We start from the raw sequence: 14,348 nt of genomic DNA, 5'->3' as shown, positions 1-14,348 counted from the left end.
TTGACCATACGGTACCGATGGTGCACGCGCGCCCCCGATGCCGCCCCAGCGCCCGGCGGGCACCCGGCGCGGGGCCGCGACCAGGGCGGCGACCCGGCTGCCGACCGACCCGGTCGGCGCCGGGGTGACGAGCGCGCCGGCATCTCGCTCAACGCTGGGCGATCATCGCCTCCAGCGGGAGCAGGGCCGAGCCGGTGGCCACGGCGTCGCCGCCGAAGGCCGCGTCCAGCAGGCGGAACTGGGCGCCCGGGCGGGCCAGGCTGTGCGCGCGGATCGACGCCTCCAGGTGCGGGGCCAGGCTCTCCATCAGCCGCAGGCCGACCCAGCCGCCGATCACGATGCGCTCGGGGCCGGTCAGGTTCACCATGCCCCCCAGGGCCGCGCCCAGGCAGTCGACGACGTCGTCGACGACCGCCGACGCGGACGGGTCGCCGGCCGCGGCCGCCGTCAGCAGCTCGCCGATCGCGCGCCAGCCGGAGCCCTCGAACGTCGCGCCCGTGCCGCGCCAGGCGTCCAGGATCGCGTCGGCGCCGACGTAGGCCTCGACGCAGCCGCGGTTGCCGCAGCGGCAGACCCGGCCGCCGCGCTCGACGACGGTGTGGCCCCACTCGCCGGCGCTGGAGTGCGAGCCCTGCATGAGGCGGCCCTCGGTGACCACGCCGAGGCCGACGCCGCGGCCGAGGAGCGCGACCAGGGCGTGGCCGGCGCCGCGGGCGTTGCCGAACCACAGCTCGGCGCGGGCCTGCATCTTGGCGCCGTTCTCGGCCAGCACCGGCATGCCGACGTCGCACAGCGCCGCGACGGGGACCGGCGGCCAGCCGAGGCTCTGCGCGTAGAGCATCTGCCGGCCGTCGGCGCCGACCTCGACCACGCCGGGCAGGCCCAGGCCGATGCCCAGCAGCGTCGGCCAGCGCGCCGCGTGCCGCTCGCGCAGCGCCTCGAGGGCGTCCTGGAGATCGACGCCGATCTTCTCCGGCGACTCCTCCTCGGCGCCGCCGCGGAACTCGCGGTCGATGCGCTGCATCGACAGGTCGAACATCTCCACCGCCACGCCGCGCTCGCCGATGTCGGCGCCGATCGTCACCGCGCTCTCGGCGCGTGGGGCGATGACCGCGATCGGCCGGCCGCCCCGCGAGGACACCGAGCCGCGCTCCTCGACCAGCCCGTCGGCGATGAGGTCGGCGACCAGGTTGGCGGCGGACGCGGTGGACAGGCCGCAGTCGCGCGCGATGTCGGCCCGGGTGGTCTGCTGGGCCAGGATGACGTGCCGCAGGACGAGCGCGCTGTTGCGCTGCCGCAGGGTCGTGACCGTCGACACCTCGGGAAGGCCGGTGCTGTGCCGGCCGGCGGCGAGGTCGCTCATGGTTGCCCGATCATACTCGTCGTCAGTCCCCGCTCAGCTCGATCGCGCGCAGCCGGGCGGCGGTCGTCGCCCGGGCGACGATCCGGTCGCCGTGCCAGCGGACCTCGAACGACCCGTCGCTGTCCACCCGCCACGCGGCGGGCCGGCGCTCCAGGGGGAAGTGCAGCTCCTCACCGGCCGGCACGCTGATCGGGGCGGTCTCCCCGGCCCCGTACGGCTCGCCGGCCGGGTGGTGCCACACGTTCGCGGTGTCGAACCCGGCGAACCGGTCGCGGAAGCGGGCCCGCTGGTCGATGTAGCCCCAGCCGGGCACCCGCAGCGGCGCGCGGCCGAACATCGCGTTGACCACGTCGGGGCGCCGCTCGCAGGCGGGCAGCGCCACCGCGTCGAGGAACCGCAGCAGCACGCGCCAGGCGGTGGCGGGGTCCACATCGGACGCCGGATCCGCGATGAGCTCCCAGCCGTCCGGGCGCACCGCGGAGACGGGCGAGGTGCGGGTGTCCAGCTTCTTCCACGGCCAGAAGTTCCAGCCGATGCCGTGCTGCTCGTAGAGCCGGTGCGCGGTGTAGATCCACTCGGGGGTGTTCTCGCCGCCCTCGCCCATGTAGATGGGCAGGCCCAGGCGGTACCGCGCGTCGAGGTACGGCTGGATCGAGGAGCGGTCGGGCGGGCACCAGTAGCGGTGGAACTGCAGCGCCGAGTTGGGGTCGAGCACCTCGGTGAAGATCGACCAGTTGGTCGCCCAGTGCGAGCCCTCGTAGACCAGCAGGTGGTCGGGGTCGACGGCGCGGATCGCGGCGGTGAGCTCGCGGTACAGCTCGACGAGCGACGCGGCGTAGACGTGCTGCCACTCGTTGGGCAGCGGCTCGTTCAGCAGGTCGTAGCCGAGGACCACGGTGCGGTGACGGTACCGCCGGGCGATCTCCGTCCACAGTTCGACGGTCATCCGGCGGTACCGCTGATGCATGAACAGCTCCGGCTTGCCGTTGGGCGAGTCGTCGATGTTGGTGCCGGTCTGCCCGCCGGGCGCGCCGTGCAGGTCGAGCAGGACCCGGAGGTTGTGCCGCTCGCACCAGTCCAGCAGGCGGTCGACGTGCGCGAATCCCTCGGGCCGGAACTCGCCGTCGTCGTCCATGAGGACCCGCGAGTTCAGCGGCAGCCGCACGTGGTCGAAGCCCAGCGCCGCGATCTCGGCGACGTCGGCCTCGGTGACGAACACGGCGCGGAACCGGGCCCAGAACTCCGCGGCGCGCTGTGGCCCGACGAGCCGCTCGACGTGCGCCTCGATCTGCCGGGGCGAGCTGAGGTCGTCGCCGAAGCGCCACATGTACCCCTCGGGCAGCAGCCAGTTGCCGAGGCCGATGCCCCGCAGCAGCAGCGGGCGGCCCGCGCCGTCGAGCAGCTGTGCGCCGTCGGCGCGGACGAAACCTGCGTTGCGCATCACGTGGTTGCCTTACTTGAGACCGGACATGGTGAAGCCCTGCACGACGAACCGCTGCAGGACGGCGAACACGGCGAGGACCGGCACCACCATGAGGGTCGCGGCGGCCATCTGGAGGGACGGGTTGGTGGCGATCTGCCGGTTGAGCAGCGACACACCGACGGAGAGCGTGTAGAGGCGCTCGTCGTCGGCGACGATGAGCGGCCACAGGAAGCTGTTCCACCCGGCGATGAAGGCCAGCACGGCCTGCACGGCCAGGATCGGCCGGGACAGCGGCAGGACGACGCGCAGGAAGATCCGCGCCTCCCCGGCGCCGTCGATCCGGGCCGCCTCGAGCAGCTCGCTCGGGATCGTCGACATGAACTGCCGGAACAGGAACACGCTGAACCCGGAGACCAGGCCGGGCAGCGCGATGCCCAGCAGCGTGTTGGTGAGGCCGAGGCCGTTGAGGATGAGGTACGTCGGGACCATGGTGACCTGGACCGGGATCATCATCGTGACCAGGACCAGGAAGAACAGCGGCTCCCGGCCGCGGAAGCGGAACTTCGCGAAGCCGTAGCCGGCCGCGGCCATGAGCAGCACGCCCGCCATCCCGATGACGACGACGGCGACGGTGTTGACGAGGTACCGGCCGAAGTCGAGCTCGCCGAACAGCTGCCGGAAGTACTGCAGGGTCGGCTGCTCCGGCAGGACCTTCGGCGGGTAGGCGACGGACTCGCTGCGCGGCTTCACCGAGCCGAACACCATCCAGGCGAACGGGAACGCGGTGACGAGGGCGCCGATGCCGAGCACCGTGCCGATGACGATCGTCGTGCCCCTATGTCTCCGCATCGGTCCTCACCAATCGCAGCTGGAGCAGCGTGACCGCCGCGATGACGACGAACAGGACGACCGAGCCGGCGCTCGCGTAGCCGAACTGGCTCACCGAGAAGCCTTTCTGGTACAGGAAGAGCGAGATGCTCGTCGACTCGCCGAGCGGGCCGCCCTTGGTGAGCACGAACGGCTCGTCGAAGAACTGCAGCCAGGCGATGACGGTGGTGACGGTGACGAAGAGGATCGCGAACCGCAGCAGCGGGACCACGACGCTCACGGTGGTGCGCAGCTCGCCGGCGCCGTCGATGGCGGCGGCCTCGCGGTACTCCTTCGGCACCGCCTGGAGCGCGGCCAGGAAGATGATGATGTTCAGGCCGGTGCCGCGCCACACGGCGACCAGCGCGACCGAGAACTTCACCCACAGCGGGTCGCTGAGCCACTGCACCTCGGGCAGCCCGACCACCGACAGCACGTAGTTGAGCAGGCCGAACTGGGTGTTGTAGAGGTAGCCCCAGACGAGCGAGACGGCGACGATCGCGGTGATGGCGGGCACGAAGTAGAAGCTGCGCAGCGCCCTGAAGTACCGGCTCTCGGAGCGGTGCAGCAGCAGCGCCACGGCGAGGGACAGCACCACGACCGACGGCACGCCGACCAGGACGAAGATGCCGGTGTTCGTCAGCGCCTGCCAGAACCCGTCGTCGGCGAACAGCCGCTCGTAGTTGGCGAGGCCGGTGAAGCCGATCCGGTCGCGGTCGCCGAGGCCGGCGAGGTTGAGGTCGGTCAGGCTGACGCCGAGCGCGACCAGGATCGGCAGGACACCGAAGGCGAGCAGCAGCACCATCGCGGGGCTGATGAAGGCGTACGGTGCGAGGCGGGACTTCACTGCGTCGACGTGCCGCTCGTGGCTTGGTAGAGGCCCTTGAGTGCGGTGTCGCGGCCGGCGCCCGTGAGCACGATCGAGTTCAGGGCGTCGAGCAGCGCCTTGCCGGTCTCGCCGTCCCAGTTCGGCACCAGCGGCAGCAGCCGGGCGGTCGCGAGCTGCTTGGCGTAGACCTGCACGAGCGGGTCGGCGGTGAGGCTGCTGTCGGCCAGGGCCTGCTTGACCGTCGGCAGCTGACCGTCCAGCTTGTACCAGGTGAGCTGGGTCTGCGGCTCCGACAGGTAGTCGAGCAGCTGCAGGGCGCCGTCGCGGTTGCCGGTGCTGCCCCAGACGCCGAGGCTCGACCCGGCGAGGAGGGACGCGTCGGTACCGCCGGTGGGAATCGGGGCGACGGACCACTTGCCCTTCAGGTCGGGCGCGGCCGCGCTCACGGCGCCGGCCAGGTAGGGCCCGGAGACGAGCATCGGGGCCACGCCGGACGTGAAGCCCTGGACCTGGTCGAAGTCGGCGTTGGTCGGCACGCTCTTGTCGGCGTACAGCCCGGTGTAGAGGTCGGCGGCCTTGCCGAACTCGGGCGTGTCGAAGGTGATCTTCCCGGACTTGTCGGTGATCTCGCCGCCCTGGCTCCAGGTCATGATGACGGGCAGGGCGCTGTCCCACTGGGGGATGTAGTAGCCGTACTGGCCCTTGCCGCGGCCGGCCAGGGTCTTGGCGTCGGCGCGCAGCTCGTCCCAGGTCTTCGGCGGCTCGGTGATGCCGGCCGCCTGGAGGATGTCGGTGCGGTAGAAGAGCACGCGGGTGTCGCTGACCCACGGGACGCTGACGACGTTGCCGCCGATGGCGGTGGCCTTCCCGGCGACCCCGTCGAGGAACTTGCCGGCGGCGAGGTTCGGGTGGTCGGCGAGCGTCTTGTCGTCGAACGTCATCAGCGCGCCGGAGCCGGCGAACGTGCGCAGCTTCGACAGGCCGATCTGGAGCACGTCGGGCCCCTTGCCGGAGGCGACGGCGGTGGTGAGCTTCTGGTCGATCGAGTCCCAGGGGATGGCGACCGTGTCGACCGCGATGCCGGTCTTCGTGGTGAAGGGCTTGACGAGCTCCTCGAAGTGGGCGGAGCTGTCGCCCATGATCCAGACGGTGAGCTGCTTGGGGTCGGCGGCGGCGCCGCCGCCACCTTCGGAACACCCGGCACTGGCGAGCGCGGCGACCAGCACGGAGGCGATGAGGGCACGACGTCTCATGGCGGCACGAACCTTTCGGGACGGGGGTGCGCGTCCATTCTTATGCGGCTTACGCTAAGCCATGGAAAAAGTCTCGACAAGCCCCTCCTCGGTCGATGCCCTGCCCCGGCCGGCCGCTCGGGCGCGCGGCGGGGCGATGTGGGCGCCGCGCGCCCGGCCTCGTTCCTTGCCCGCTTCGGGTGATGTGTCCTCGTCGGGTTGCTCGTGAGGCTGCAAGTCGGTGGCGTGTGACTGGCCGGCGGGTCAAGGGGAGCGCGATGGTCTACAACGACGTGATCGAGAAGATCGGGATGATCATCGATGCCGCGGGGGTCGCGGTCATCCTGGCCGGCGCGGCGGTCGCGTTCGTGGCCGGCGCCGGCCGGCTCCTCCGGCGTGAGCGCGATGTCTACCGGCGTTTCCGCCAGCAGCTCGGCCAGACCATCCTGCTCGGCCTGGAGCTGCTCGTGGCCGGCGACATCATCCGGACCGTCGCCGCCTCGCCCACGCTGACCGGCCTGGCGATACTGGCGGCGATCGTCCTCATCCGCACCTTCCTGAGCTTCTCGCTGGAGGTCGAGGTCACCGGGCGTTGGCCGTGGCAGAAGCGCGACACCGCGGCGTCCTAGACCAGGAACCGCCTCGGCGTCCACTGTGGACTCTCAGGTCAGCAGCTCGCGCACCCGGGGTACCACATCCTCGGCAAAGCGGCGGACCTGGTCCAGCTCGTCGTGCACCGGCCAGAAGACGAACGTGTCGAAGCGCAGCTCGCGCGACCAGTCCGCGAGGGTCCGGGCCCAGGTCTCCGCCGAGCCCGACAGGCCGTGGCGGGACGCGCCGTCGATCGTGCCGAGCACGTTGTACATGCGGCGGACCGACGCCGGGTCGCGGCCCGCCCGCTGCGCCGCCTCGTCGATCACCGACTGCTTCGCCGGGACCTCCGCCGGGGGGACGTAGATGTTCAGCGGGCTCACCCAGCCGTCCGCCAGGGCGCCCACCACCCCGAGCAGGCGCGGGCCCTGTGCGCCGACCCAGACCGGGACCCGGCGGGTCGGTGCCGGGCCCGGGCGGTAGCCGGCCACGCGCAGGTACTCGCCGTCCAGCGTGACCGGGCCGCGCGCGTCCAGGGCGGCCCGCAGGACCTGCAGCGACTCGGCGGTGGCGGCGACCGCCGCGGCGCCGCGCCACGGCGGGCCGCCCATGCCGGCGATCGCGTCGGGGAACGCGCCCGCGCCGACGCCGAGGTCGAAGCGGCCGGCCGTGAGCACGTCGAGGGTCGCGGCGGCCTTGGCGAGCATCGCCGCCGGGCGCAGCGCCAGGTCGGCCACGTCGGGCACGAACCGGACCCGCTCGGTGAGCGCGCCCAGGTGGGCGATGAGGGTCATCGTGTCGAGGAAGCCGGGGTTGTACGCGTGGTCCTGGATGCCGATGAGGTCCAGGCCGGCCGCGTCGGCTGCGCGGGCCAGCGCGAGCGCGGACGCGGGGTCGTCGGGGGTGATCGAGATGCCGAACTCAGCCATGGAAGGGCCACCGTTTCCAGGAGGCGAGGACGGGCGCGAGCGCCTCCTCCTCGAACGTCAGGTGCTCCAGCAGGTGCTCGGACAGTGTCCGCAGCGCGGCGACGAGCCGGGTCCGGTCGGCCGCCGAGCCGAGCGAGCGGGCCGCCGCCTCGACCTCGTCGAGCAGCCCGGCCACCGCGCGGTGGTCGGCCTCCAGCCGGTCGACGGTGGCGGCCAGCTCCGGGGCCGACCGGCGCACGGCGGGGAACAGCAGCGCGCTCTCGTTGCTGTGGTGATGGTGGACGAACTGGCAGTACTGCAGGCAGTTCACCTTGAGCTGGAAGAGCGGCCCGTTCGTGTTGAGCTCGCGCAGGCCGTCGCGGACGGCGGCGAAGGGGCCGCCGCGCTCGGTGTCGTCGGCGAGCCGGCGGACGGTCGCCAGGTCGCGCCGGATCATGTCGTGGACCCAGCGCAGCTCGGCGAGCAGTGGGTTGTCGAGCGATCGTGTCACGCGTCCCAGCGTCCGCAGTCCCGGGCCGGTGGGCAAAGCCCGGGTTAGCAACTAATCTCTGGTAAGTGACCACCGTTTCCGTCAGGGCCGAGGACCACACCTGCCGCGCCTTCCAGCCCGCCGTGGAGTTCCTCGGCCGGCGCTGGGTCGGCGTGGTGCTGCTCGCCGGCCGGGAGGGCGCCCGCCGCTTCGGGCAGTACCGCCAGTTCGTCACCGGCATCTCCGACCGCCTGCTCGCCCAGCGGCTGCGCGAGCTGGAGCAGCACGGGCTGCTCGAGCGCACCGTGGTGCCGAGCACGCCGGTCCAGGTGCTCTACGCCCCGACGAAGGCCGGCCTGGACCTGCTCGACGCCCTGGAGCCGCTCATCGCCTGGGCGCTGCGTCACCCCGAGGTGTTCGGCAACGACTGACGCAGGTGCGCCGCGACCAGCGGCGCGATCTCCGGCAGGTGGCTCTCCAGGGCGAAGTGCCCGGTGTCGAAGAGGTGCACGGCGGCGTCGGGCACGTCCCGGCGGTACGCCTCGGCGCCCGGCACGGTGAAGAACGGGTCGTTGCGGCCCCACACGACCAGCGTCGGCGGCCGGTGCTCGCGCAGCCACGCCTGCCAGGCGGGGTAGCGGGCCACGTTGCTGCGGTAGTCGAGGGCGAGCGCCGTCTGCGCCTCCTCGCGCCCGGTGAGCAGGTGCTGGTCGAGCAGCCAGCTCTCCGGGGCGACCGAGCCGGCCGGGGCGCCGCCCTCATACTGGCCGCGGGTCGCCTCCAGCGTGAACAGGCCACGGATCTCGTCCGGACCGGCGGCGACGAAGCCGCGGGCCGCGTCGCTCAGGCCCTCCTCGTAGGCGTTGGCGTTCTGCACGACGAGCCCCGCGATCCACTCCGGGTGCCGCTCGGCCAGCCGCATCCCGACCGGGCCGCCGAAGTCGAACGCGTACAGCACGAAGCGGCGCAGGCCGATCGCCGCGCAGAACGCCTCCACGACGTCGGTGAGCCGCTCGAACGAGTACTCGAAGCCGTCGGGGACCTCGGTGAAGCCGAACCCGGGGTAGTCGGGCGCGACGATCCGGAACTCGCCCGCGAGGGCGTCGATGAGCCGGCGGTACTGGTGCGAGCCGGACGGGAAGCCGTGCAGCGCCAGCAGCGCCGGGGCGTCGTCGGGGCCGGCCGAGCGGTGGAAGACGCGGACGCCGGCGGCGTCGACGTAGCCGTACTTCACATGGGTAACTGCGCCAGTCATGCATTAGACCCCAGCTAATGGACCACGCCGGTCAAGTACCATGTGACCATGCTCGCGCTCGACCTGGTCAACACCCGTGACGCCACCGGCGACCACCTCGCCACCCCCGAAGGGCTCGCGGCCTGGCTCGCCGGCCACGGCATCGAGGCCCCCGCCGGCCGCGCCGTCCGGCAGGCCGTGCACGAGGTCCGAGCGGCCGTCACCGAGGTCGTCCGGGCGCTCCGCGCGGGCGAGGCGCCCCCGCAGGACGCCCGGGCCGCGCTGACCGTCCGCCGCGAGCTGGCCTGGGACGGCGAGCGGCTGACCGAGCGCCCCGCGCCGGCCGGCCCGGGCCCCGCCGCCCGGGTCCGCGCGCAGCTGGCCGCCGCCGCGATCGACCTGCTCGTCGGCCTCGACCCGGCAACCGTCCACGAGTGCGGCGCCCCCGACTGCACCCGGCTGTTCGTGCCCGCGCACCCGCGCCGCCGCTGGTGCTCCGACGCCTGCGGCAACCGGGTCCGGGTGACCCGCTACTACCACCGCCACAAGGGTGGCGGGCCGTAGCGGGTCGGGGCCGGTCACGCTGGCGGCGATCCGACCGCAGCGCGGTACGGCATGCGACAGATGATCACCGCAACCACTTGGGGCTGCTGATCATCTGACCTGACATGGCAGACCCCCGTTTCGGCGTCCTCGGACCACTGGAGGTGTCGCTCGGCGAGCGGCCCGTGGACCTCGGCGGCCTCCGGCCCCGCATGCTGCTCGCGCTGCTGCTCAGCACCGGCGGGCAGGAGGTGGCGTTCCACCGCATTGTCGAGGTGCTGTGGGGCGCCGAGCCGCCCGCGACCGCGCTCGGCACGGTGCACAGCCACCTGGCCCGGCTGCGCCGCGCGCTGGAGCCGGAACGGCCGCCGCGCTCGCCGGCGCGGGTCCTGGTGCGGGTCGGCGCCGGGTACGCGGTGCGGCCCGGCGCCGGCCGGCTCGACGCCGACCGGTTCAGCGAGCTCGCCGCCGAGGGGCAGGACCTGGTCGCCGCCGGGCGGTACCGGCCCGGGCGGGAGGCCCTCGACGCCGCGCTCGCCGAGTGGCGGGGCGGCGCCTACGCCGACTTCCCCGACGCGCCGTTCGCCCTCGTCGCCGCACGGCGGCTGGAGGAGCAGCGGGTCCAGGCCCGCATCGACCGCATGGCGGCCGAGGTCGGGCTGGGCCGGCACGAGGCGGCGGTGGCCGAGCTGTCCGGGCTGGCCCGCGAGCACCCCGGCCGGGAGCGGCTCTGGCAGCTGCTGGCGGTGGCGCTGTACCGCTCCGGGCGCCAGGTCGACGCCCTCGACGTGCTGCGTGAGGCCCGGGCGACGCTCACCGGCCGGTTCGGCGTCGACCCCGGGCCGGCCCTGCACGCCCTGGAGGCCGCGATCCTGCGGCACGAGCCGGTCGCCCTCGACGGCCAGGCCCCCGCGGTGGTTCCGGTGGGTCTGCCGGTACCGCCGGCGCCGCTCGTCGGGCGGGCCGCCGAGCTGACCGCGGTGAGCGACCTGCTCCGCGAGGCCCGGATCGTGACGGTCACCGGGCCGCCCGGGGTCGGCAAGAGCCGCCTCGTGCTGGAGTACGCCCATCGCCACGCCGAGCTGACCGGTGTCCCGCCGGTGCTCTGGCCGGGCGAGCCCGGGCCGGAGACGCGGCTGCTCATCGTCGACGGGCCCGGGCCGGTGCCGGTCGACCGGCTCGGCCCGGCGGTCCGGGTGCTGGCCGCGGCGCGCGAGCCGCTCGGGCTGCCGGGGGAGGCGCTGCTCGAGCTCGGGCCGCTGCCGCTCGACGACGCCGTCGACCTGTTCGCCGCGCGGGCCGGCCGGGTGCTCCTCGAAGCACCCGAGCGGGGCGTGGCCGCCGCCGTCTGCCGCGCGGTCGGGTGCCTGCCGGCGGCCGTGGAGCGGGCCGCCGCCCTGACCCGGGCCCTGCCGGTGGCGGCGCTCGCGGTACACCTGCGGGAAGATCCGGCCGGACTGCTCGGGCCGGCCGCGGACCCGCTCGGCGGGGCGCTCCTGCCGGCCGACGCGGCGCTGCTGGGCCGGCTCGCCGTCTTCGAGGGCGGCTTCGACCTCGACGCGATGGACGCCGTCGCACCCGGGCAGCAGCAGCGCCTGCCGGGGCTGGTCGGGCGGTCCCTGGTGCAGGTGGTGCGGGACCGCTCCTCCGGTGTCCCGCACCGGTACCGGCTGGGCCGCCCGCTGCGGCAGTACGCCGCCGGGCTCGTCGACGACGACGAGCGGGCCCGGGCCGTGCGCCGGCACCGCGACTGGGTGCGCCGCCTGGCCGGCGAGGCCTCGACCGGCCTGCGCACCGCCGCCGCCGACGACTGGCTGCGCCGCCTGCACCGCGAGCGGCGCAACGTGCGGGCCGCCCTGCGCCACGCGCTCGCCGACGGCGACGGCGCCGCGGCGGTCGACGTGGCGGGCGGGGTGGCCTGGTACTGGTTCCACCACGGCGCCACCGCCGAGGGCACCGCCTGGCTGCGCGCGGCCCTCGCGGCGGGCGGCCAGGACCGCTCGTCGTCCGGTCAGGCGGCCCGCAGCCGCGCGCAGCTGGGCCTGTCGGCGCTGCGCTCGATCGCCGGCGACGTGCCCGCCGCGGTCGTCCAGGCCCACGAGGCGGTGTGGGCGGCCGAGCGGGCCGGGCACGACTACCTGCGGGCGGACGCGCTGTGCTGCCTGTCGTTCGTGGCGGCGGCCTCCGGCGACGCGGCGTTCGCGGGCGCCGCCGCGTCCCGCTCGTACCGCGCCGCCGACGTCGTCGGCTGGCCCGACCTGCGGGCCCAGGCCGGCATGGTGTCGGGCCACGCCCGCTACCTGGCCGGCGACCTGTCCGCCGCCGCCGACCTGCTCGCGGAGGCCCGCCGGGCGGGGCGGGAGTGCGGCTACGGCTGGGTGGTGACGGTCGCCGGCTGGCTGGCGGTGGAGGTGGCCCTGGACCGGGCCCGCCACGACGAGGCGCGGCAGTCGGCGCTCCGGCTGGTCGACCGCCTGGGCGACGCGCCGACGGTGAGCTCGTGGCTGGTGACGTCGCTGTCGCTGGCCCGCGCCCTGACGCTGACCGGCGACGGCGAGGCGGGGGCGCTGTTGTGGGGTGCGGTGACGGGCATCGGCCGCAAGGTGGGCCTGACGGCCCAGCGCATCGGCCGCGCGCACGCCCACCGCAACCACCACGGCGCCCCCGCCCACCGCCACACGGCGGCGTACGTCCGCGGCCTGGAGATGACCCGCGCCGAGGCCGCGGCCCTGATCGCCACGCTGACCCCGTAGCCCCGCAGCCACACTCCAAGACCGATGGCGAGTTCCGGCTGCCATAGCGACCAGCAGTCGCCATCGATCAAGGACTCCGCCGCCGCCAGGGCCGACGGTGCGGGTGTCCGTCGAGGGCGGCCCGGCGCGATCGATGGCGACTTCTGGTCGTCATGGCAGCCAGGAGACGCCATCGATCGAGAGGGTTGCCAGGCGGGGCGGTCTGGTTGGTGACAGGGCGGCGCAATGGTGCGGCAATTCCGTCGCAAGTCCAGGACCGCTCAATGGGGGCCCGCGCCGGGATCGGGGCGGGAACCAACCACAGGAAGGAGGATCTCGTGGCGAAGAAGGCGCGCATCACGCTCGACGCGCTGGCCAAGTCCGGGGTCGAGCTGCGCGAGGACGACCTCAAGCAGATCAACGGCGGGGCCGCCGGCAGCATGGTCTGCACCAAGACCAGCGGCGGCTGGCGCTGCTCCGGCGACTCGATGACCGACTGACGGCGCCGGGATAAATCGTCGTGACCGGACCGATCCTCGTCCTCACCGCCGCCGCCGACGTCACCGCCGGGCGGGTGGCGGCGCTGCTCACCGACCGCGGCGCCGACGTGCTGCTGTTCGACCCGGGGGCCGTCCCCACCGGCGCCCAGGTCGAGATGACCGCCGGTGGCACCGGGCCCGTCCGGCGACGGCTGCGGTTCACGGAACGGGACGTGGATCTGGACGGTCTGACGTGTGTGTGGCACCGGCGTCCGACGGCGCCGGTGCCACCGCAGTCGGTCGCCGACCCCGAGGTCGCCGCGCACCTCGCCCGCGAGGTCAAGACCTACCTCGACGGGGTCTGGCGCTCGCTCGGCTGCCGGCAGGTGCCCGCCACGCGGGAGGTCATCGACCGGGCCGACCGCAAGTCGTACCACCTCGGCGTCGCCGCGGGGCTCGGGTTCGCGGTGCCGCCGACGCTCGTCACCGCCGATCCGGACCGGCTGCTCGACTTCCGCGAGGAGCACGACGGGCGGATCGTCACGAAGCCGCTGCACCGCTCGCCGCAGCAGGCCGGGATGGGGCGGTACACCGAGCCGGTCACCAACCGCGACCTCGCCCACGTCGAGGCGCTCCGGCAGGCGCCGATGATCGTGCAGGCCTACGTGCCCAAGGACGTGGAGCTGCGGGTGACGGTGGTCGGGGAGGCGGTGTTCGCCGTCGAGATCCACTCACAGGCGACGCAGCACACCCGGTACGACTGGAGACGGTATGACCACGGGAACACCCCGCTGAAGGTGCACCGGCTCCCGGACGAGGAGCGGCAGCGGTGCCTGGAGCTCGTGCAGACGCTCGGGCTCAGTTTCGGCGCCATCGACCTCATTCTCACGCCGGAGGGGCGGTACGTGTTCCTGGAGATCAACCCGAACGGGCAGTTCGACTGGCTGGAGCTCGCCACCGGCCTGCCGATCACCGCGGCCGTCGCCGACCTGCTGATGACCGGGGCGGTGCACCAGTGCTGACCGAGGCGGTGACACTGCTGCACGACGTCCAGAAGACGGAGCCGGCCGAGGCCAGGGCCCGCGTGGCCGAGCTGCGCGAACGGTTTCCGGACACCAAGGCCAGGCTGCTGTGGCAGCGCGAGCAGTACGACGGCTCGCTGCACTACGACCTGCTGCTCACGATGCGCGACGGCACCCTGTCGCTGTCGTGGTGCCCCGACGCCGGGCTGCCCTGGCCCCTGCGCGGCGTCCAGCGCAGCGGCGAGCTGCTGCTCCTGCGGGTCAACGGGGTCGAGCTCGACGTCGCCGACGCGATCGGCTTCCTCGACGTGCTGTGGCGGGAGGCCCCGCTGCGGCAGCGGCTCGTCGACGCCTGCCTGGTCAAGGAGGCCGTTGACGGCGAGGAGCTGGACGACGCCGAGCTGCAGGCCGCGGCCGACGCGTTCCGCCGGGCCCGCGGACTGCTCAGCCCGGCCCAGACCCGCGCCTGGCTGGCCCGCGAGCGGCTCAGCGACGCGCAGTTCGAGGACCTCGTCACCCACCAGGCCCTCGTCGCCCGGCTGCGCGAGCGGGTGACCGCCGGCCGGGTGGACGCCGAGCTGGCCGGCGGCGGGCACGACGAGGTGCTGCTGGGCGACGAGGGCCTGGTGGGTGAC

Annotated in this window: 15 protein-coding genes; 7 read left to right on the top strand and 8 right to left on the bottom strand. The window is 74.0% G+C overall.

Annotated elements, in window-relative coordinates:
- Positions 1–148: 148 nt before the first annotated feature.
- From ABZS66_RS25160 to ABZS66_RS25140, 5 genes are read right to left on the bottom strand one after another with little or no spacing between them, the layout of a single operon-like run.
- Positions 149–1,363, bottom strand: coding sequence for an ROK family protein (locus ABZS66_RS25160; RefSeq protein WP_354761584.1), 1,215 nt, complete (start codon positions 1,361–1,363; stop codon positions 149–151).
- Positions 1,364–1,385: 22 nt separating this feature from the next.
- Positions 1,386–2,804, bottom strand: a complete 1,419-nt coding sequence (locus tag ABZS66_RS25155; RefSeq protein WP_354761582.1) for a cellulase family glycosylhydrolase — start codon at positions 2,802–2,804, stop codon at positions 1,386–1,388.
- 12 nt (positions 2,805–2,816) lie between these two features.
- Positions 2,817–3,635, bottom strand: coding sequence for a carbohydrate ABC transporter permease (locus ABZS66_RS25150; protein WP_354761580.1), 819 nt, complete (start codon positions 3,633–3,635; stop codon positions 2,817–2,819).
- A complete protein-coding gene (locus ABZS66_RS25145) occupies positions 3,622–4,500 on the bottom strand; it encodes a sugar ABC transporter permease (protein ID WP_354761578.1) in 879 nt (292 codons plus the stop codon). The genes ABZS66_RS25150 and ABZS66_RS25145 overlap by 14 nt, the downstream gene beginning before the upstream one ends.
- Positions 4,497–5,735, bottom strand: a complete 1,239-nt coding sequence (locus tag ABZS66_RS25140; RefSeq protein ID WP_354761577.1) for an extracellular solute-binding protein — start codon at positions 5,733–5,735, stop codon at positions 4,497–4,499. Before ABZS66_RS25140 ends, ABZS66_RS25145 begins: the two co-directional genes overlap by 4 nt.
- Positions 5,736–5,992: 257 nt before the next feature.
- Between ABZS66_RS25140 and ABZS66_RS25135 the strand changes: the two genes are divergently transcribed.
- Positions 5,993–6,343: a DUF1622 domain-containing protein gene (locus ABZS66_RS25135; protein WP_354761575.1), complete on the top strand. Its 351-nt coding sequence runs from the start codon at positions 5,993–5,995 to the stop codon at positions 6,341–6,343.
- Positions 6,344–6,376: 33 nt separating this feature from the next.
- On the opposite strand, the gene ABZS66_RS25130 is transcribed toward ABZS66_RS25135, so the two are convergent.
- Positions 6,377–7,234, bottom strand: a complete 858-nt coding sequence (locus ABZS66_RS25130) for an LLM class flavin-dependent oxidoreductase (protein WP_354761573.1) — start codon at positions 7,232–7,234, stop codon at positions 6,377–6,379.
- On the bottom strand, positions 7,227–7,724 hold the full coding sequence (locus ABZS66_RS25125) for a hemerythrin domain-containing protein (RefSeq protein WP_354761571.1): 498 nt from the start codon (positions 7,722–7,724) through the stop codon (positions 7,227–7,229). The genes ABZS66_RS25130 and ABZS66_RS25125 overlap by 8 nt, the downstream gene beginning before the upstream one ends.
- Before the next feature lie 65 nt (positions 7,725–7,789).
- On the opposite strand from ABZS66_RS25125, the gene ABZS66_RS25120 reads away from it, so the two are divergent.
- Positions 7,790–8,134, top strand: a complete 345-nt coding sequence (locus tag ABZS66_RS25120; protein ID WP_354761569.1) for a helix-turn-helix domain-containing protein — start codon at positions 7,790–7,792, stop codon at positions 8,132–8,134.
- Here the strand turns inward: ABZS66_RS25120 and ABZS66_RS25115 are convergent.
- Complete coding sequence (locus ABZS66_RS25115; RefSeq protein WP_354761567.1) at positions 8,107–8,958, bottom strand: alpha/beta hydrolase; 852 nt, start codon at positions 8,956–8,958, stop codon at positions 8,107–8,109. The two genes, ABZS66_RS25120 and ABZS66_RS25115, sit on opposite strands and share 28 nt — an antisense overlap.
- Positions 8,959–9,006: 48 nt before the next feature.
- Between ABZS66_RS25115 and ABZS66_RS25110 the strand changes: the two genes are divergently transcribed.
- From ABZS66_RS25110 to ABZS66_RS25090, 5 genes are all read left to right on the top strand, one after another.
- Positions 9,007–9,501, top strand: coding sequence for a CGNR zinc finger domain-containing protein (locus ABZS66_RS25110; protein WP_354761565.1), 495 nt, complete (start codon positions 9,007–9,009; stop codon positions 9,499–9,501).
- Positions 9,502–9,605: 104 nt separating this feature from the next.
- Positions 9,606–12,233, top strand: a complete 2,628-nt coding sequence (locus ABZS66_RS25105; protein WP_354761563.1) for a BTAD domain-containing putative transcriptional regulator — start codon at positions 9,606–9,608, stop codon at positions 12,231–12,233.
- Positions 12,234–12,550: 317 nt separating this feature from the next.
- On the top strand, positions 12,551–12,712 hold the full coding sequence (locus ABZS66_RS25100; RefSeq protein ID WP_354761561.1) for a hypothetical protein: 162 nt from the start codon (positions 12,551–12,553) through the stop codon (positions 12,710–12,712).
- A gap of 20 nt (positions 12,713–12,732) precedes the next feature.
- Positions 12,733–13,713, top strand: coding sequence for an MvdC/MvdD family ATP grasp protein (locus tag ABZS66_RS25095; protein WP_354761559.1), 981 nt, complete (start codon positions 12,733–12,735; stop codon positions 13,711–13,713).
- A partial coding sequence (locus ABZS66_RS25090) for a TIGR04500 family putative peptide maturation system protein (RefSeq protein ID WP_354761557.1) occupies positions 13,707–14,348 on the top strand: 642 nt, incomplete at its 3' end. The genes ABZS66_RS25095 and ABZS66_RS25090, both read left to right, overlap by 7 nt.

The organism is Dactylosporangium sp. NPDC005572 (assembly GCF_040605515.1).
Taxonomy (GTDB): Bacteria; Actinomycetota; Actinomycetes; order Mycobacteriales; family Micromonosporaceae; genus Dactylosporangium.
Note: the sequence above shows the minus strand (reverse complement) of the source record. Positions and strands in the feature narration are given on the sequence as shown.